Here is a 19,698-nt window from a genome sequence, read left to right as displayed (position 1 = left end):
TTTTTATTTCAATCAAGCATTACAACTTAGTAACTAAATGCTTTGTTCTTAGCCTGCTTCGCGCCCGCACTATCACCCACACCCGACCGGATGTCAGCAATCAATAGCCATAAGCGACGCAACATAATTGCATCGCCTATCGCCATATTCGTGCCTTTCAGCGCCAACTGTTCAGCTTGGGACCACTGTCCTTCAAGCCGCCGAATATCGGCCCACTGATAATAAATTTCCGGATCTCTTGGTGCGATACGTTGAGCCCGTTCTAAACTACTTTCCGCTGCTTGCATCGAACCGCTACTTTTCTGCTGATCCGCACTTTTCAATAAAGCAATCACAGCAGGGTTTTGCGGTCTCGATGTCATTGGGGTAGGTACAGGCACAGACACCTGTTGCTCTGTACGCCCCTCACTAACAACCGCCGGTCTAACCATCACACCTGTTGATGTTGATTCTGCTGGCTGAATAACACCACCCTGCTCGGTTCTATCCTCAACCGGTGGGCGATAGCCTCCTGTTCCACTTACACATCCAGCCAAGCCCAATATAACGGAACCAACACACACCGCTTTAACCACCGTGCTCATCCGTAACGCTTTTGTCTCAACAACTGCCTGCAACATTGTTACCTGAACCATCTTTTAAACCAATCCACAGATTCATTTTGCTTATTATCAGCACACTCAGCATAATCCTGCGGAGCTGTACCTTTTATGAATGGCAATTGTCGCACACCTTCGCACTGTTCTGCTGACAATAACCCAGTACTCTCTTCGATCCAATAATACTCAATACCCTCCGGCTGCACAGACATAAATGAGTGAGGCTGCTCTTTCACCATCAATTCAGTCCATACTTTTAATGCACCACCCGAACCGGTAAACGGCAACTTGCCGTTATCATCGAGGCCCAACCAGACAACAGCCATACGATCTCCCGCAAAACCGGCAAACCAACTATCACGCTGATCATTACTCGTACCGGTTTTACCTGCCACATTAAGCCCTGCGGGAAGGCGGTTATACACAGACCGTCCAGTCCCCTCACGGGTCACTGCTTGCAGTGCATATTGGATCAAGTGCATATTTTCCGCTGATACCACCTGTTTGACATCAAAGGGGTAACGTGACAACTCCACACCTTCGGAATCCGTCACTAAACGTATCGCCCGCATCGGCGCCCTAAAACCATTCGCAGCAATGGTTTGGTAGACCGTCGCAATTTCAAATGGGCTCATTGACTCAGCCCCCAGCAGCAAGGAAGGGTAAGGCTTAGGTTTACGGCTAATCCCTAAACGTTGCAGCATATCGATAACACGATCCAAGCCTATCGACATGCCCAATTGAGCCGTGCTCTGGTTATAGGATTTAGCCAACGCGCGAAAGTAGGGGACTTTACCATGACTCACATGATCAAAGTTTTGCGGCACCCAACTTTTACCATTTGGCAGCGGCACACTTACCGGCTGATCATCTAATAAAGTGGCAAGGGTGTAACCTGCCTCAAGCCCCGCCAAATATACCGCCGGTTTAACCAGTGAGCCTATGGAACGCTGAGCATCTAACGCACGGTTAAAGCCTTGATAACGGGCATTACGCCCCCCCACCAGCGCTAACACCTCCCCTGTTTGGGGATCCGTCACAACCATCCCCCCTTGCAGCTCTTTAACGGGCTTACCGTAACGCTTCTGTAGTGCTGTCACTGTTGTAGCCAACGCCGATTCACTATGTGTTTGCACCGTTGGATTCAGGCTAGTGAAAACTCTTAACCCTTCTGAATTGAGCACCTCCTCTGGGTACTCCTCCCGCAATTGTCGTTTAACGAGATCCAAATACGCGGGGTAGGCGCCTTTATGTAAGCTGCGCTGTTTTACAATGCCTAGCGGACGTTTCTCTGCATCCAAACGCGCTTTCATACTAATAACGCCCTGCTCCTGCAAGACTTTTAACACAAGATCCCGACGCCCCTTAGCCCTTTTGGGGTGCCGCCTAGGATCATAATAGGAGGGGCCTTTAACGAGGCCAGCGAGCAACGCAACCTGATGTAATTTAAGCTCATTAATCGGTTGCGCAAAATAGTACTGACTCGCCAACCCAAAGCCATGAACCGCACGGGAACCGGCCTGACCCAGATAGACCTCATTGAGGTAGGCCTCTAGAATTTCATCTTTGCTGTAATGAAAATCCAGTAAAACTGCCATCGGAAGTTCCATCAGCTTACGGGCCAATGTGCGATCTGACGTCAAATAAAAGTTCTTAATTAATTGCTGCGTTAAGGTACTCCCCCCTTGAATAAAGCGCCCAGCTTTAACATTCACCACCATCGCTCTAGCGATGCCTTTAAGCGAGATACCAAAATGGTTGTAGTACTCTCTATCCTCTATTTGAATAAGCGCCGACAACAACGCTTCGGGGGCTTGATCTAACCGAATAAGGTCGCGATCTTCGTTATCTTTCGGATAAATACCGCCAATAAGAATAGGTTCTAAACGGCTTAATGAAACATTTTTGCCCCGCTCATCCCTAATGGACATCAATTGGTTACCGCTAAAGTTAAGCATTAACTTTCGAGGCGGCTCATCACTATCGGGAAAACTAAACCCACGGGTATGAACCCGTGCCCGACTGGACGCCCATTCAACCATGCCCGGACGGTCTGCTCGGTTTACAAAGCGATAACCCAGACCTTTTAATTCCTGTTTTAACGCTGCACGATCCAATACTTGCCCTGCGTACAGCTCTAACGGGCGCGCATACACTTTTGCCGGTAGCGCCCAACGTTTTCCTTCAAATTTATTTTTTACCTGCATATCCAGATAAATTAAGCCAATACCGCCTAAAACCAGGCCTAACAGGGATATTTTCAACAGCAGAAATAGTATCTTTTTCAAGAAACTGCGAGGTTTTTTCGATGATCTACCTCGACTTGATGACTTTGGTGCTCTCTTTTTTGCCATTCGCTAAGTATAATGCCTGTCCCGGGGGCTAGCGCAAACGCGGCTAACCAGACCCAATAAATTATTTAGAACCTTTATGACGCTGCTAGATTCTCTACAAAAATCTGATTTCTATCCACACCCGGTTGAAAAAATCGAGTTGATAGAAACCCACATCTCCTGGCTTATCTTAACAGGCACTTATGCCTATAAGATTAAAAAGCCTGTGGATTTTGGTTTTCTGGATTTTACCACGCTCGTTAAGCGACAGCACTTCTGTGAAGAGGAGCTGCGCCTTAATCAGCGTCTTGCGCCTGACATTTACCAGCGCGTGATCGCCATCGGCGGGACTGAAGCGCACCCTATCTTTGATATTGACGATAATGAATTAGCGATAGAATACGCGGTACAGATGTATCAATTCGATACAGAACAGCGTCTTGACCTACTTTTAGAAAACCAGCGTTTCGAAGCCAGCTGGATCGATACACTGGCTGAACAGGTGGCAGAATTTCATGGTATCGTTCCGATCGTCGCCCAGGATAGCCCTTGGGGCGAACCGGATACTATCTGGGAAGTCGTTGCGGACAACTTCACCCATATACTCAATACCTTAGCGCCTACCAACTTAGATGATTGCGACAAAGTACAACAACTATCTATGTTTATTGCGCAGCGTTTCCGCAAGTTAACACCCCTCATGCAGCAGCGGAAACTTGAAGGCCATGTACGTGAATGTCATGGTGACTTACACCTATCCAACATCACGCTTTATAACGGCGAACTGCGCCTTTTTGACTGCATCGAGTTCAATTTACAGTTTCGCTGGATCGATACCATCAGCGACTTAGCCTTTCTCCTGATGGATTTAGAAGCCAACGGTGAATTTCGCTGGGCGAACCGTTGCCTCAATCGCTATTTAGAGATCAGCGGTGATTACCAAGCCCTACCCCTGCTAAATTTCTACAAAGCATACCGCTCAATGGTACGCGCTAAAGTTGCCGTGTTAGGCGATATGCACGACATGGCCAGTTTACGACGTTATCTGCGTTTAACCGACTATTACGTACGTAAACCTAAACCCACCCTGTTTCTAATGCACGGTGTATCCGGTAGCGGGAAAAGCCATTTAAGCCAGCAACTGGTCGATACAACCGACACCATTAGAATTAGATCTGATGTAGAACGTAAACGCCTCTTTAGGGAGTTGAGCCTGAGGGGTGAAAAACTAGAACTCTACAGCCCAAAAATGAACGCGCATACCTTTAACTTGCTGTTTGATACGAGCTCAAAGCTATTGCATAACGGGTATTCGGTTATTGTTGACGCCACCTTCATTCGACAGCGCACCCGACAAAGCTATATTGATCTCGCTAAAAAGCGCGGCATTCCTATCAGAATCATTAGCTGCCAATGCGAACAAAAGTTAATAGAAGCTCGCTTAAAACGTCGCGAAATAGAGGGTAATGACGCCTCTGACGCGGATATTTCGGTGATGCAAGAACAGCAGCAGCATGAACAACCTCTAACACCTGAAGAAGAAAACATCACCGTTGTGGTAGAAACCGATGATGATGACGCGATCAACCGTTTATTAGAGCAACTAAGAATACAGGAAGTGATTTTTTAATGATCAAGCTGTGCTCAACATCTGATATACCTGAAGGCGGCGCCAAGGGGTTTGAGGTCCAAGGAAAAAAACTGGTCGCCCTCAATTACCGTGATCAGATCTATATCTACGAAAATAGCTGCCCCCACCGTAGTATTCCTTTGGAATGGCAACCCGATCAGTTCTTAGATTATGAGAAAACCTTTATTCAATGCGCCACCCACGGAGCCCTATTCAAAATAGATACAGGGGAATGTATTGCAGGGCCTTGCGTAGACGACCAGTTAAATAAAATAGAGCACCGATGCCAAGGTGATGAGATCTACATCTGCCTTTAACCCACCTAATCCAATACGACCGTCAATTCACGCACAAGACTGATCGCCGTTTCACTAATCTCTGCGCCATAGGCCATCACCTCAACACCCGCCGCCTTAGCCTCTCGTAGCAAACGCCCATATTCAGGATCAATCTGATCCGCTGGACTCACTGTGTTAATACCGGTGTGAGGAACACAAAACAACATAACAGCTCGGTCCCCTTGCGCAACCATCGCCATCAACTCCCGCAAATGTTTAGCGCCCCGTGCGGTCACCGCATCAGGAAAGCGTCCGCAGTTAGCCTCCTCTAACAAGGTAACATTCTTAACCTCGATCCAAACACGACCTTTATCGGAGTCCTCCAGCAGCAGGTCGATCCGGCTATTTTCACCGTACTTAACCTCCTGCCGCATGGAGGCATACCCCTGCAACGGTTGAATCGTGCCGTTTTCGATAGCCTCTTTAACCAACTTATTCGCGCGCCCTGTATTGATGCAAGCAAGGTATTGCCCTTGCACCTCAACCAACTCCCAGCCTAAAGGGTATTTTCGCTTTTCGTTCTTACTATCCAGCACCCATACCTTACTACCAGCATCTGCGCAGTTTTTCATTGACCCCGTATTAGGGCAATGAACCGTTACCGCTTCACCATTATCGAGCACGATATCAGCAAGAAATCGTTTATAGCGTTTCACCAGCCGACCTTGAATCAGGTTATCTAACTTCATGCCCCTTTAATCCTTTTCTCTAATCGCGCTAACGCCAGCTCTATTCGATCAAGGCCGGTGGTATAGGAAAAGCGGATATATTCATTACAACGATGGTGACCAAAATCTAAGCCTGGCGTCGTTGCAATGTGGTCCTCTTCCAAGAGGGACCAGCAATAATCAAAGGTATTATCCGTCAAGTGCTGAGCACCCGCATACACATAGAATGCACCTTCAGGCATCACAGGGATTGAAAAACCCAATGCTCGTAAACCATTAACCAATACATTTCGCCGCACCCTAAACTGCTCTTTTCGCGTTTCGAACAGAGCGATGGTATCAGGTTCAAACGCTGCTAATGCCGCATACTGAGACACCGTATGGGGGGAGATCATTAAATTTTGCGCCAACTTTTCTAACTCCGGTGCGGCATCTGACGGTGCCACTAACCAGCCTAAACGCCACCCTGTCATACCAAAATATTTAGAAAAACTGTTAATCACAAACGCATCTGGATCAATTGACAGAACTGACGAGGTCGCGCCCTCGTAGGTCAAACCGTGATAAAGCTCATCAACCACCAGCGCACCTTTTTTCTCTCTGACCACATCAGCAATGGCTGCTAACGCCTCATCACTTACGATCGCACCGGTAGGGTTAGCAGGCGATGCGAGCAGCACCCCAACGGTTTCAGATTGCCAGTGCTGTTCCACTAAATCCGCATTCAGTTGAAAATTCTGTTCCGCCTCCACCGGTACAAGCTGGGAGTGAGCATTCAAAAAACGCAGAAACTGTCGATTACAGGGATAACCGGGATCAGCCATCATAAAGCCGTCACCCGCATCAGCCAGCAACGAAAAAACCATGAGCAGTGCGCTTGAGGCCCCCGTCGTCACAATGATCCGCTCAGGTGAAATATCTAACCCATATTGACGCTTATACCACTGACTAATCGCCGTCCGCAGTTCGGGGATGCCCGCTGCGGGGGTATATTGCGTAAGTCCTTTATCTATCGCAGCTTTAGCGGCATCAGCGATAGCCGGCGCAGTGGCAAAATCCGGTTCGCCCGCCTCCATATGAACCACGTCAAACCCAGCGGCATCTAGCTGTTTAGCCCGCTTTAAAAGATCCATTACTTTAAACGTTTCTATCTCAGAAACGCGCTTCGAAGGGTGAAAAGCCATATTTATTCCTGGTTGCGGCCTAAAATAAGTTAAGTATACCTATATTCAACGACGTAATAATTAAAACCAAGGCGCAAGCCCTTGTTTATAAGGGCTAAGGCAGAGACAAAGCCTGATTTATTGCCTTTAGGGGCCTATTGAATAAATTTAGGGCTAGCACAACGGCAACGCATCTGGTAATTTGCCTGCCTTTCATGCTAAATGCATTTCTTGCATTAATAACACGGACAAGTGAAGTCATCCTAATGATGACTTACGTAAAAGAGTGAGGCAGCGCTTATGCCAAACAAGAGCGAATCTTTCACACATTTTGATCCTTACCCGATTACTGAAGGTGAGGAGTACATGAATGAGAAGCACAAAGACCACTTCCGCAACATTCTTGGGGCTTGGAAACAAGAACTAATGGAAGAGGTGGACAGCACTATTCACCATTTACGTGAAGAGCCATCCAACTTTGCTGACCCAAGTGACCGAGCTAGCCAGGAAGAGGAATTCAGCCTCGAACTTCGCACTCGTGACCGTGAACGCAAGTTGATCAAAAAAATCAATGAATCGCTAGATCTTATCGATGACGATGATTATGGATACTGCGATGCATGTGGCATTGAGATCGGTATCCGCCGGCTTGAAGCTCGCCCAACGGCATCACTTTGCATCGATTGCAAAACGCTGGCCGAGATCAAAGAAAAGCAGCTTGGTCGCTAATCCACTATAGAGCCAGCCCAATGCTGGCTCTTTAGGATCTACCTTGTGGCCTATATCGGTCGATTTGCCCCATCCCCTACAGGGCCTCTTCATTTTGGCTCGCTCATCGCCGCGCTCGCTAGTTTTTTAGACGCGCGCGCTAATCATGGCCAATGGTTACTCCGCATTGAGGATCTCGATCCGCCCCGTGAACAGGCTGACGTAAAAGCGCAGTTCCCAGCCGTTTTATCCAAATTCGGCCTCTATTGGGATGGTGAAATATGCCGACAAAGCGATCGCCATCATGCGTATCAAGACGTGCTAGAACACCTTTTAGCTCAGCACCAAGCTTATCGCTGCAACTGTTCTCGCAAAGAGATTTTAGCCCGATGCGGCAGTACTCTATACGACCGTCACTGCTTATATCACCCCCCTAGCGCAGAAGCGCAATGTGCCATTCGGGTCAAATTTGACAACATGCCACGTCATTTTAACGATACGATCCAAGGCAGATACATCAGCCCCAATAGCAGTGGAGGTGATTTTGTTGTGTATCGACGCGATCACTTATACGCTTACTTACTCGCGGTTGTGGTTGATGATTACCATCAGGGGGTAACGCACGTGGTTCGAGGGTCTGATCTTTTAGCGGAAACAACACGACAGATACATCTACAACAAGTGCTTGGCTACCCAACACCCACCTATGCCCATATTCCTGTGGCCAATAACCCACAAGGGCAAAAACTCAGCAAACAGACATTTGCACCCGCCTTAACCTTAGATGACACGGTGCCTCTGTTGTTCAAAGCGCTTCTTTTTTTAGACCAACAGCCGCCTACCGAACTATTAGAGGCAAGCCGTGATGAGATTATTCGCTGGGGCATCGAACATTGGCAGATAGACCGAGTTAGCCCAACCTTAGCTAAACCTGTAGAACTGAGTAAATAGGCTATGTATTTTCATCGATTACTGATACTGCTTATTCTCATGCTTTATTTAGTTGTCCCACTGGTCATCGATAGCTGGCAAAGTATCGATGCACCGTGGTACCTCCCTTACATTATTTGGCTAGCCATCATATTGATCGCTTTTTTGGTTGAGAGGGAACGCACCGATGTTTAGCTTACCGTCACTGATATTGATCGGCGTTGCTTACCTCCTGTTTTTATTTGGGACCGCCTATTTAACAGAACGTGGCGTACTGCCTAAAAAACTTGTTCGTCACCCTCTAACCCATGTACTTTCGATCGGTGTATACGCCAGTGTTTGGACATTCTACGGCGCATTCAGCCTAGCCAAAGAGTCGGGATACAGCTTTTTCGGCTCTTACTTCGGCCCCGTACTGACCTTTCTATTAGCACCGGCGTTATTAATTCCTATTCTACGTATCACGCGCACATATCAATTAAGTTCACTGCCCGATCTATTTGCCTTCCGGTTTAGAAGCGGATCGGTTGGTACCCTTACTGCGTTGATTTCCGTCTTCGCCACTCTGCCTATGCTGTCCATACAGATACAGGCCGTGTCCGATACACTGTACATCCTTAACGATCAATTCAGTGCTGACCAGATCAGCGTTGGATTCTGTTTTATTATCGCCCTCTTCTCGATTTTATTTGGTGCCAGGCATGCCTCACTCAGAACCAATCATCGTGGTTTAATGGTGGCGATGGCAGTTGAGTCCGTCATAAAGCTGAGCGCGCTGCTCATCATTGCGGGCTTCGCCATTTTTGGCATTCTCGGCGGCATCGGCGAAACAGGAAGCTTTATCACCCAACACCCTGAGATTGTCGAGCAGCTAAAAACACCCGTTAATAGTGAAGCTTGGCGTACGCTCATATTGGCGTTTTTTGCTGCCACAATTGTCATGCCCCATACCTTTCACATGCTGTTTACTGAAAATTCCTCAGATGAAACGCTCTATAAAGCGACCTGGGCGATGCCCCTTTTCTTACTCTTACTCGCCTGTTCCGTACCACCGATTATTTGGGCGGGCCAATCCTTAAACGTAGGTGGCGACCCGCAGTTCATCATCTTAAACATAGGATTGATGCTGGACTCCTCTTGGTTAACCGTCATCGCCTTTATTGGTGGGCTATCGGCAGCCAGTGGCATCATGATTGTCGCCACCGTTGCGCTCGCCTCCATGCTGCAAAACCATGTCATTTTACCGCTTATCCCAAAACCTAAAACGTCTCGCTTTTATGCACGTTTACTCTGGCTAAGACGTATTCTAATTATGGCGATGATCTTAGGCAGTTATCTCTTTTACCGCCTGATAGGTAACCACTTCGATCTTCATCAAATGGGCATCGTCGCCATTGTGGCCTTTTTGCAATTTTTACCCGGATTGCTTGTTACGCTTTTTTGGCAGCACGCAAACCGCTGGGGACTACTGCTGGGTTTAATATCAGGTATGGGAATCTGGTTATTTAGTATGTTAATCCCTGTATTGAGCGCATCACCCCTAGAAACACTCCCGTTCAATATCAATAACAGTAACTGGGATCATATCGCCATCCTGTCGTTATTAGTCAACACCGCAGTTATGACCATTGTTTCCCTCTTTACGCCTCAATCATCCGAGGAATCCCAAGCGGCCCAAGCCTGCTTAATGAATGCGCTGCAAAAAACAAACACAACCAACCTCCGCGCTTCACGCATCAGCGATTTCACCGAGATGCTCGCATCTAGACTGGGGCGAAAAGCAGCAGAGAGAGAAGTTCAGCAAGCGCTGGATAGCATGAACATTCATCCAGACAGTATTCGCCCCGTTGACCTACTGCGCTTAAGAGCAATGTTAGAAAACAACCTCTCAGGCCTGCTAGGCCCAGTAGAGGCCGCGGCTTTACTGGAGCCGATTGACCGTCCAGCAGACCCTATGGGGGTCGGTTTCAAAGCCAGTAATGTGCACTTAATTGAAAATCAATTGGAAGACTATCAATTACAGCTCACAGGCCTTGCTGCTGAACTTGATGAGATGCGACGCTATCACCGTTTAACACTGCAAAAACTACCGATAGGTGTCTGCACCTTAGATACGGAAGGTCAGGTACTATTCTGGAACCATGAGATGGAGCGTTTAACCCATATACTCAACGAAGAGGTGATCGGCAGTGCCCTAAGCAGTAACAGCAACCCGTGGAGCGAAGTGCTCGAACAGTTTGTTGACGCGCCTATAGACCACCAGCTAGGACAAAAACTTATTATTGATGGGCACACCCATTGGTTTAGCCTCCATAAATCTATTCTTAAAGAGCGTAGAGATATAGGCATGGTTATTCTTTTGGAAAATGACACCGACACCAAAAACATGCAAGACAAGCTCGCCCATAATGAACGCTTAGCCTCCATTGGGCGCTTTGCTGCCGGTGTTGCCCATGAGATAGGTAACCCTGTTACCGGGATCGCCTGCTTAGCGCAAAATTTAAAACTCGAAACAGACAACCCTTACATTTTGGAAACCGGTGATCAGATCGTTGATCAAACTAAGCGTATCAGCCGCATAGTACAATCACTGGTACGTTTCGCTCATGCTGGACGACCAGAAGCCGACCGTGAGCAACTCCCTGTTTCCCTCGCCCAGTGCGCAGAAGAAGCGATCCACCTCCTCTCACTGGACAGTCACGGTAAGCATTTACAGTACATCAACCAGATCCCCGACAACTTAAGAATTGTCGGAGACCCTCAGCAGATGCATCAAGTGTTTGTTAACCTGTTACAAAATGCCAGTGACGCGTCAAAAAATCAGGATAAAATCTGGCTGGAAGCCGAGGAAACAACAGAGACCGTCATTTTACGTGTGACCGATGAAGGCAGCGGCATAACCGACGAATCGAAAGAGCGTCTATTTGAGCCCTTCTTTACAACAAAAGACCCAGGCCAAGGGACAGGTTTAGGACTATCATTAGTCTATAACATAATTGAAGAGCATTATGGTAGTATTGAGATACTAAGCCCTGCCAACAACAAACAGAAGAAAGGCACTCAAGTGGCAATAACGCTCCCGCGCCTGAGATGGACAGAAGATCCTGACCGCGCGAGATAGTGGGATGTAAGGTAGAGAGCTTATGAGTCGAATTCTGATTGTAGAAGATGAAGCTATTATTCGAGCCGCATTACGCAGGCTGCTCGAAAAAAACAACTTTGAAGTGGAGGATGCCGCATCGGTTGATGAAGCCACCCGTCGCTTTAAATTAGAAGATTTCAATCTCATCATTAGCGACCTCCGCTTGCCGGGTGCGCCAGGCACCGACCTTATCGAACTGGCCAAATCCGTACCGGTCCTCATTATGACGAGCTATGCGAGCCTACGCTCCGCAGTGGACGCGATGAAACTAGGCGCGGTTGACTATATAGCGAAACCTTTTGATCACGACGAGATGCTCCTCGCCGTTAGAAGCATTCTTGACGGCAAAACAAACAACCCCGTCCAAGCTAACACCTTACAAACGAACACAAATGCCGGCCAAACGCATATTTTAGGTTCTTGCGCTGCTATGCAAGAGCTAGCCAAGCGCATTACAAAAATCGCACGCACCCATGCAACCGTACTCATTCAAGGCGAATCTGGCACCGGTAAAGAGCTCGCCGCACGCTCAATCCATGAGCAAAGCGACCGCGCACATATACCCATGATCTCGGTTAACTGTGCCGCCATACCCGAAAGCTTAATTGAATCGGAACTATTTGGTCATGAAAAAGGCGCGTTTACCGGCGCTAATGTTGGCCGCAGCGGCTTACTCGAAGCCGCTGATGGTGGAACCCTATTCCTCGACGAGATTGGTGAACTTCCTCTTGAGGCGCAAGCTCGCTTGTTACGTTTTCTTCAGGAAGGTGAGATACGTCGCGTAGGTTCAGTTCATTCAAAGAAAGTCGATGTCCGCCTTATTGCAGCGACCCATAGAAACCTAAAAGAACTGGCCAAACAAAACCAATTCCGAGAAGACCTCTACTACCGTCTTTATGTTATGGAGTTGCGCATTCCACCATTAAGAGAGCGTGACTCAGACATTTTAGAGATCGCCGATCAGATGCTGGTTAATGCATGCCGACGCATGAACGTCACTAACTACCATTTCTCTCACGAAGCTAGACAGGCCATGAGCACCTACCGCTGGCCCGGCAATGTGCGAGAATTAGAAAATGCCATTGAGCGTGCGGTTATTCTCGCCGAAGGCTCCCTGATCACATTAGATGTATTAGGCCTCGACATACCTAAAGCATCCCTTGATGAACTGGAAACACAGTTCGCCGCACGCATCCCCGAACCGGACGCTACGCTTAGCACCGAAGAACAAGCTAATTTATCCCTAGACGATTATTTCCAACGTTTTGTCATAGAAAATCAAGACAAACTTAGCGAAACAGAGCTTGCGAAGAAACTCGGGGTAAGCCGAAAGTGCTTATGGGAGCGCCGTCAAAAATTAGGCATTCCACGCAAAAGCAAAAAGCAAGCAAACTTATTATAATTCAATTAGATAAAAGTCTAACAACCATAACAACAAGGTAACAACCAAGGTGTTACCTTACTACCCACACAGCAACACCTAAGCGTAACAACCAGTAACAATATCAGTACCAAAGTAGGTGATCCAAAAGCACAAAAATAATAACACCATGTTTTAAAAGGGTTTTTAAAACATGGCACATGTCATGCACTATATTAGTTCGAAAACAAAAAGAAGCACGCTTTAAAAACTAGACCACTAATAAAAATAAAAACTGGAATTAGATTTTAAAAGCACCCGCCTCGAATAAAAATAATAATGAGGTTTAGTAAAGCTGATCGTAGCTAAGTTGTAACGATCTAAAAGGCTCTTAGAAAAAATAACAACAAGCTAAGAAACACATATAGCCGTTGTTACCTGAGATGCGGTCAGCTATTCCATCCCCTCCTCTTGTTTTACTCTATAATTGAAAACACCTAATACTCCCATTATACCCTCTATCAATGATATGATTGCGCACCCGATTTTTTTATAGGGACACGGCTAAAAGGATCGTTAAGATTTAATATCCTTCAGATACACCTAGCCTGTAGGCCCTCATATTAGATTATTCAATTTGTACTAAAATAGGCACCACATTGCTTAAAACCATTAGCAAAGCGCTGGGTAAAGTATTCCGCAGCAACCCACACTCTAAAAACGATGACGGCACTCTCTCTCCCTCGTCAATGATTACCGAGGCCAAACGGCACAGAGTATCAGAAGAAGAGCATAAAATTCCGCGTCGGCTTCTAGACGATAACGCCTTAAAAGTAGCCTATCGTCTACAAGATGCCGGTTATGACGGATTCCTCGTCGGTGGCTGCATACGCGACTTACTGCTGAATAAAAAACCTAAAGATTTTGATGTTGCAACCAATGCTCACCCAGAGGAAGCCGCCGAGTTATTTCGTCGGGGCCGACTTATCGGGCGTCGCTTTAAGCTTGTTCACGTCCGTTATGGTCGTGACCTAATAGAAGTTGCAACGTTTAGAGCCAGTCATGATAGCCAACCAGAAGATGGCTCAGGTGAGCAATGCGATAGCGGCATGATCCTGCGCGATAACGTATATGGCACCATTGAAGATGACGCTCTACGCCGAGACTTCACCGTTAATGCTTTATATTATTGCCCTAAAGACCATTGCGTATATGACTTTACCAGCGGCTTTGACGACCTGAAGAACGGTGTACTTCGTATGATTGGCGATCCTGAAGATCGTTACAAAGAGGACCCTGTTCGCATGCTGAGGGCTGCGCGTTTTGCCGCTAAGCTAGACTTCACCATTGAGCCTGCGTCTGAGCGTCCAATCCCTGCATTAGCGCCTATGCTCAAACGTATAGCGCCTGCACGCTTATTTGATGAGACATTAAAGCTCTTCCAATCAGGCCACGCACTCCAGTCTTACCAACAACTACGCCGCCTTGAACTGTTTGAACCTATTTTCTCTCAGGTCCAGACCTTGTTAGACGATCCTCACTTAGATATGCCTCTTGAGCGACTCATTGAGAATGCGTTAAAAAATACCGACCGACGTCTTGCACAAAGAAAAAGCGTAACCCCGGCCTTTCTTTTCGCCGCTATTCTTTGGTATCCCACGCAAAAACGGATGCAACAGTTAATGCGAGAGCAAAAGATGCCACCGCTACCTGCGCTACATGAAGCTGCAAACCAAGTGATTGCAGAACAGGTACGCTCCACAGCGATTCCGCGCCGCTTTTCTACACCGATTCGTGAAATCTGGGAGATGCAGTTACGTCTACCTCGCCGTCAAGGCCATCGGGCACATCGCTTAATGGAGATGCCAAGATTCCGCGCCGCCTACGACCTACTTCTACTGCGAGAAAACAGCGGAGAGCAGCTCGACGGATTAAGCCAGTGGTGGACCGATTTCCAGAATGCAAACACAGAAGCCCAAAGCGAGATGCTAAACGGCTTAGACAAGATCGACAAACCTCGTCGTTCTCGTCGTAAAAAACCGAATAAGCCAAGAAAAGAACGTTCAGGTAATGAAAGCTAAATTTCGTTGTTTTATTGGCTTAGGAAGTAATTTAGACAACCCCATAAGCCAGGTTTCAAATGCCTTAAGCGAATTAGCGGCACTCGATCACTGCACGCTAATTACCGCATCCTCCTTATATGCCTCGGCACCGGTTGGCCCCCAAGACCAACCGGATTTTATTAATGCCGTGGCAGAAATTGAAACAGACTTACCCCCCGAGGCTTTGCTCGACCAACTGCAAGGGTTAGAGCAAAAGCATCGACGCATTCGGGAGCGACATTGGGGGCCGAGGACACTCGACCTCGATATTCTGCTTTATGATCAACAGATCATAAATACTGAACGCCTTAAAGTTCCACACCCTTATATGCACGAACGTAGCTTCGTTCTATACCCCTTAGCGGAAATTGACCCAAACCTTACTACGCCAAAAGGCTTACCTTTGTCTGCACTATTAACAGCATGTCCTATGGGCAGCCTGATAAAGATATAGGTATAATCGCGCCAACGCGTAACCTTAGGAAGCGAATTCCATGAGCAAAATAACTCTGCACACATTGTCATCAATGAAAAAAGCTAGCGAGAAATTCGCAGTGCTTACAGCCTATGATGCGTGTTTTTCACACCTGATTAGTGCTGCGGGAACTGAAGTCATTCTAGTCGGCGACTCATTAGGCATGGTGCTCCAGGGCAATGACAGCACACTTCCTGTGACCATTGAAGAGATGGCCTATCACACACAAGCCGTAGCACGAGGCAATCAGGGCAGTCTAATCATGGCGGATCTTCCTTTCATGAGCTATTCAACCCCCGAGCAAGCGATGGACAGTTCTGCCGCACTCATGCAAGCGGGCGCGAATATGGTAAAACTTGAAGGGGGCGCATGGCTCGCTGATACCGTGTCTATGCTGGCAGAGCGCGGTATTCCCGTCTGCGCTCATTTAGGCCTAACACCACAAACCGTAAATAAGCTTGGCGGTTATCGCGTTCAAGGACGTGATAGCGAAAGCGCAAAACAGATGCTTAGCGATGCCGCATTATTACAAGATGCGGGCGCCAGCATTATTTTACTTGAGTGTGTTCCGTCACTGTTAGCCAAAGAGATTACACTTGCACTCGATGTTCCCGTTATCGGCATAGGTGCGGGCGCAGACACTGATGCACAAGTATTAGTGATGCACGATATGCTTGGGATAACACCCGGCCGAAGCCCTAAATTTGTAAAAAACTACATGCAAAATGCTGACAGCATTGAAGCAGCGATCTCTCTGTATATTCAAGAGGTTAAAGATGGCTCCTTCCCCGCTCAGGAACACGGATTCGAATAAGTATGCAAACGATACACTCTATAGCCGAATTAAGAGCTGCGCTTAAACAAGAGCGCGCGCAAGGCAAACGTATAGGCTTTGTCCCAACCATGGGCAACCTGCACGAAGGCCATCTACAACTGATCGATCAAGCAAAAAAATGCAGCGATATTGTTGTTTCATCAATTTTTGTTAACCCACTGCAGTTTGGCGCAGGTGAGGACCTAGACAGTTACCCTCGCACCCTTGCGGCGGATCAACAGAAGTTATCATCACGTGGATGCAATTACCTTTTTGCGCCAACGGATGCTGAGGTTTATCCACACGGGCGAGAAGCACAAACCCAAGTTGAAGTCCCCGTCATCTCAGAGATGTATTGTGGCATCACACGACCGGGGCATTTCCGTGGCGTCGCTACCGTTGTCTGTAAGCTTTTCGGCATGGTGCAGCCGGATGTTGCGATCTTTGGTGAAAAAGATTTTCAGCAATTGATGGTTATTCGTCGTATGACTGAAGACCTAAGCCTACCTGTCGAAATCCAGGGCGCTCCGATTGCCCGCAACGAAAAGGGGCTAGCCTTAAGCTCCCGTAACGGCTACTTAACGCCTGAGGAGCTAGAGGTCGCACCGACACTGCAGCAAACGCTACAAACCGCTAAAGCGGCGCTTCTCAGTGGCAGTAAAGCCTTTGCCGATATAGAAGAGCAGGCCCAAGCGACCCTTGAAGCGGTGGGCTTCAAACGAGACTACTATCAGATCTGCCGCCGCGCTGATTTACAACCGGCTACCGACACAGATCATGAAATCGTTATTTTAGCTGCTGCTTATATAGGAGCAGCACGTCTGATTGATAACATCCAAATTGATCTATAAGCATCGCTTCCGAGCGAGACCCCTCGCTCGGAAGTCTCTGAATTAATTTACTTTTCAGCAATAAAAATCACAAAATCCTCTCTTTTTGCCGCAGTGCACAACATTCCATCATCAACGTAAGTCTTATAAGCCCCCTACTTTCGCGGCTTGACAAGCAGGGCATTGGTCACGCAGACTGCAAGGACGATGAATTCCTGCAATGCAATAAAAACAATATGAATAATATTGCTGCATAGAAAAACGGTTTTTAAACCAGTCATGCACTTATGGAATGACAGATAAAGGTTTTTGTATAAATGCCGCTTTTCACTTGAAATAATCAAGTCATATCTATGACTTATCATCATCGTGAATGAATTTTGTACATAGCTAAGCTAAGAGGCATTTCGAATGCGTGACGTTGTAATTGTTGCTGCGGGCCGTACCGCAGTTGGTACTTTTGGTGGTTCCCTTTCTAAAATCGCTGCATCTGATCTAGGTGCGACAGTAATCAAAGGCTTAATCGAGAAAATTAACTTAGATCCAAATCAAGTAGACGAAGTTATTTTAGGCCAAGTTTTAACAGCGGGTTGTGGTCAAAACCCAGCACGCCAAGCAACCCTCAATGCAGGGCTGCCAAATTCTGTATCTGCACTTACGATCAACAAAGTATGTGGATCTGGTCTAAAAGCGATTCAGATGGCTACACAGGCTATCCGTTGTGGTGATGCTGACATCATTATTGCGGGCGGTCAGGAAAACATGAGCGCGTCTCCACACGTTTTACCCAACTCCCGTAATGGTGCACGCATGGGTGATTGGAAAATGGTCGATACCATGATCAAAGACGGCCTTTGGGATGCGTTCAATGATTACCACATGGGTATCACTACTGAAAACATTGTAGAAAAATACGGTTTCACCCGTGAAGAACAAGATGCTTTCGCATCTGCCTCTCAGAACAAAGCTGAAGCAGCGGTAACTGAAGGCCGCTTTAAGGATGAGATCATCCCTGTAACGATTCCACAGCGCAAAGGCGATCCAATCGTTTTTGATACGGATGAGCAGCCACGTTTTGGTTGCACGCCAGAAGCGCTTGCTAAACTACGCCCTGCCTTCAAAAAAGATGGCACAGTAACAGCGGGTAACTCCTCAACAATTAATGATGGCGCTGCAGCTGTGATCGTATGTTCAGCAGAGAAAGCAGCTGAATTAGGCCTTCCAGTTCTTGCCACTGTCAAAGCCTATGCATCTGCCGGTGTTGATCCAGCAATTATGGGTACAGGCCCTATCTGCGCAACTCAAAAAGCACTTGAAAAAGCTGGCTGGAGCGTTGGTGACCTTGACCTAGTTGAAGCGAACGAAGCTTTTGCTGCTCAAGCGATGTCTGTAAACAAAGACCTTGGTTGGGATACAGATAAAGTTAACGTTAACGGCGGCGCAATCGCATTGGGTCACCCAATCGGTGCTTCTGGTTGCCGTGTATTCGTCAGCCTTCTCCATGAAATGGCTCGACGCGATGCGAAGAAAGGCCTAGCGACACTCTGTATTGGTGGCGGTATGGGTACAGCATTAGCCGTTGAACGTAGCTAATAGCGATAAGAGGGGTTAATTAACACCCCTCCCTTAAATAAAAAAAACCGCAGTTATCTGCGGTTTTTTATTGGATTTTCACTCACTAGGCTTCTGCGATCGCGCCCTTACCAACCCCTTCATACGCTTTAACCATCACCCGATCATTGGGGTAACTTAACTTGATCTGCTTAGCCAGATGCGAGGCAATTAATTCCACCGTAGAATCCGTATCGATGACATAACAAACCCGAGCAGGCAAACTAATTTCAAAGCGCCCCTGCGGGGCTTGGTAAGCATATTGATGTTCATCATCACTCTGGGAGGTCACATGGGACGCTGAGCCTATGTATATATCTTTAAACCGTGCCGCCCATTCCGCCTCTAGGGATGCATCCCGTTGCCCATTAATGAACAACTCAATTTTAGAACGATGGCCATGGGCAATGCGCTGACAATTACCATCATGCTTCTGTAAGCCATGACTGTAATGATAAAAAGCCCCATCAATTTTTTCCGGTACAAAGCGAATAGTTAAGCCCTTAACTTCGCCGGGAAACAACTCAAGTAATTTTCCCTGACACCACTCCGCCAGCGTCGCTTCGTTAATCTCAGCCATACCCACTAAACAGATAGCCGCTTCAGGTGAGCGACAAGAGAAGCGCTCACCATTAGGGTAGGCCCACTCAACCGCGGTATAACCCGCATCAACGTTATACACCAACTCTGACAGCCCCGTCGGCACAACCAACGCATGGTCAATCCAAAGATCAAACCACTTTTTAACTTCTTTTTTAACAATACCAAAATCACAAATCATACCTTGATCATTCAAGCTACCATCAAGCTCCAACTGAACAAGCCACGACTCCCCCAATAGACCTCGTTGAGGGTGCAAATAGGAAAAATCTACATTGGTAAGGTTATCTACAAACAATTTCACAAGCGGGCTCCACGGTTAAGGCGCGTATATTAGCCTAAAATGCGCAGGTAAAAAACGCCGTAGGCTGTAGGGGATAAGCTCCTTCAGATAT

General features: G+C 47.3%; 17 protein-coding genes. 12 read left to right on the top strand and 5 right to left on the bottom strand.

The window, feature by feature from the left end:
- Positions 1 to 26: 26 nt before the first annotated feature.
- Positions 27 to 635, bottom strand: a complete 609-nt coding sequence (locus A3773_RS14760) for a tetratricopeptide repeat protein (protein ID WP_067987496.1) — start codon at positions 633 to 635, stop codon at positions 27 to 29.
- A complete protein-coding gene (gene mrcB, locus A3773_RS14755) occupies positions 623 to 2,887 on the bottom strand; it encodes a penicillin-binding protein 1B (protein WP_331709177.1) in 2,265 nt (754 codons plus the stop codon). The genes A3773_RS14760 and mrcB overlap by 13 nt, the downstream gene beginning before the upstream one ends.
- A 142-nt stretch (positions 2,888 to 3,029) precedes the next feature.
- On the opposite strand from mrcB, the gene A3773_RS14750 reads away from it, so the two are divergent.
- A complete protein-coding gene (locus A3773_RS14750; RefSeq protein ID WP_067987489.1) occupies positions 3,030 to 4,562 on the top strand; it encodes a bifunctional aminoglycoside phosphotransferase/ATP-binding protein in 1,533 nt (510 codons plus the stop codon).
- Positions 4,562 to 4,879 (top strand): Rieske (2Fe-2S) protein, encoded by a 318-nt coding sequence (locus A3773_RS14745; protein WP_067987487.1) that lies wholly within the window; start codon positions 4,562 to 4,564, stop codon positions 4,877 to 4,879. The genes A3773_RS14750 and A3773_RS14745 overlap by 1 nt, the downstream gene beginning before the upstream one ends.
- Positions 4,880 to 4,884: 5 nt before the next feature.
- Here A3773_RS14745 and sfsA read toward each other — a convergent pair whose 3' ends face one another.
- Both sfsA and A3773_RS14735 read right to left on the bottom strand, forming a co-directional pair.
- Positions 4,885 to 5,589 (bottom strand): DNA/RNA nuclease SfsA, encoded by a 705-nt coding sequence (sfsA, locus tag A3773_RS14740; RefSeq protein ID WP_067987483.1) that lies wholly within the window; start codon positions 5,587 to 5,589, stop codon positions 4,885 to 4,887.
- Entirely contained in the window at positions 5,586 to 6,752 is a 1,167-nt protein-coding gene (locus A3773_RS14735) for a pyridoxal phosphate-dependent aminotransferase (protein WP_067987481.1), read from the bottom strand. The genes sfsA and A3773_RS14735 overlap by 4 nt, the downstream gene beginning before the upstream one ends.
- A gap of 279 nt (positions 6,753 to 7,031) precedes the next feature.
- On the opposite strand from A3773_RS14735, the gene dksA reads away from it, so the two are divergent.
- From dksA to A3773_RS14690, 10 genes are all read left to right on the top strand, one after another.
- A complete protein-coding gene (gene dksA, locus A3773_RS14730) occupies positions 7,032 to 7,460 on the top strand; it encodes an RNA polymerase-binding protein DksA (RefSeq protein WP_067987478.1) in 429 nt (142 codons plus the stop codon).
- 45 nt (positions 7,461 to 7,505) lie between these two features.
- Positions 7,506 to 8,390 carry a tRNA glutamyl-Q(34) synthetase GluQRS gene (gluQRS, locus tag A3773_RS14725; RefSeq protein ID WP_067987475.1) on the top strand — a complete coding sequence of 295 codons (885 nt, stop codon included), beginning with the start codon at positions 7,506 to 7,508 and terminating at the stop codon, positions 8,388 to 8,390.
- A 3-nt stretch (positions 8,391 to 8,393) separates the two neighbouring features.
- Positions 8,394 to 8,564 carry a hypothetical protein gene (locus A3773_RS17875; RefSeq protein ID WP_156473545.1) on the top strand — a complete coding sequence of 57 codons (171 nt, stop codon included), beginning with the start codon at positions 8,394 to 8,396 and terminating at the stop codon, positions 8,562 to 8,564.
- The gene (locus tag A3773_RS14720) at positions 8,557 to 11,490 is read left to right on the top strand and encodes a sensor histidine kinase (protein WP_067987473.1); all 2,934 of its coding nucleotides are present in this window, start codon (positions 8,557 to 8,559) and stop codon (positions 11,488 to 11,490) included. The genes A3773_RS17875 and A3773_RS14720 overlap by 8 nt, the downstream gene beginning before the upstream one ends.
- 22 nt (positions 11,491 to 11,512) lie before the next feature.
- A complete protein-coding gene (locus tag A3773_RS14715) occupies positions 11,513 to 12,913 on the top strand; it encodes a sigma-54-dependent transcriptional regulator (protein ID WP_067987468.1) in 1,401 nt (466 codons plus the stop codon).
- A 617-nt stretch (positions 12,914 to 13,530) separates the two neighbouring features.
- Complete coding sequence (gene pcnB / locus A3773_RS14710; protein WP_067987465.1) at positions 13,531 to 14,952, top strand: polynucleotide adenylyltransferase PcnB; 1,422 nt, start codon at positions 13,531 to 13,533, stop codon at positions 14,950 to 14,952.
- Positions 14,942 to 15,427, top strand: coding sequence for a 2-amino-4-hydroxy-6-hydroxymethyldihydropteridine diphosphokinase (gene folK, locus A3773_RS14705; protein WP_067987462.1), 486 nt, complete (start codon positions 14,942 to 14,944; stop codon positions 15,425 to 15,427). Before pcnB ends, folK begins: the two co-directional genes overlap by 11 nt.
- Before the next feature lie 40 nt (positions 15,428 to 15,467).
- Entirely contained in the window at positions 15,468 to 16,262 is a 795-nt protein-coding gene (panB, locus tag A3773_RS14700; protein ID WP_067987459.1) for a 3-methyl-2-oxobutanoate hydroxymethyltransferase, read from the top strand.
- A 2-nt stretch (positions 16,263 to 16,264) separates the two neighbouring features.
- On the top strand, positions 16,265 to 17,113 hold the full coding sequence (panC, locus tag A3773_RS14695) for a pantoate--beta-alanine ligase (RefSeq protein ID WP_067987456.1): 849 nt from the start codon (positions 16,265 to 16,267) through the stop codon (positions 17,111 to 17,113).
- Between the two features lie 390 nt (positions 17,114 to 17,503).
- Entirely contained in the window at positions 17,504 to 18,685 is a 1,182-nt protein-coding gene (locus tag A3773_RS14690) for an acetyl-CoA C-acetyltransferase (RefSeq protein WP_067987453.1), read from the top strand.
- 85 nt (positions 18,686 to 18,770) lie between these two features.
- On the opposite strand, the gene A3773_RS14685 is transcribed toward A3773_RS14690, so the two are convergent.
- Positions 18,771 to 19,607 carry a 6-carboxytetrahydropterin synthase gene (locus A3773_RS14685; RefSeq protein ID WP_067987450.1) on the bottom strand — a complete coding sequence of 279 codons (837 nt, stop codon included), beginning with the start codon at positions 19,605 to 19,607 and terminating at the stop codon, positions 18,771 to 18,773.
- Between the last annotated feature and the right edge of the window lie 91 nt (positions 19,608 to 19,698).

Origin of the sequence: Neptuniibacter pectenicola (assembly GCF_001597735.1) — a bacterium.
Classification (GTDB): domain Bacteria; phylum Pseudomonadota; class Gammaproteobacteria; order Pseudomonadales; family Balneatricaceae; genus Neptuniibacter; species Neptuniibacter pectenicola.
This window is presented reverse-complemented; position numbering and strand designations above follow the sequence as displayed.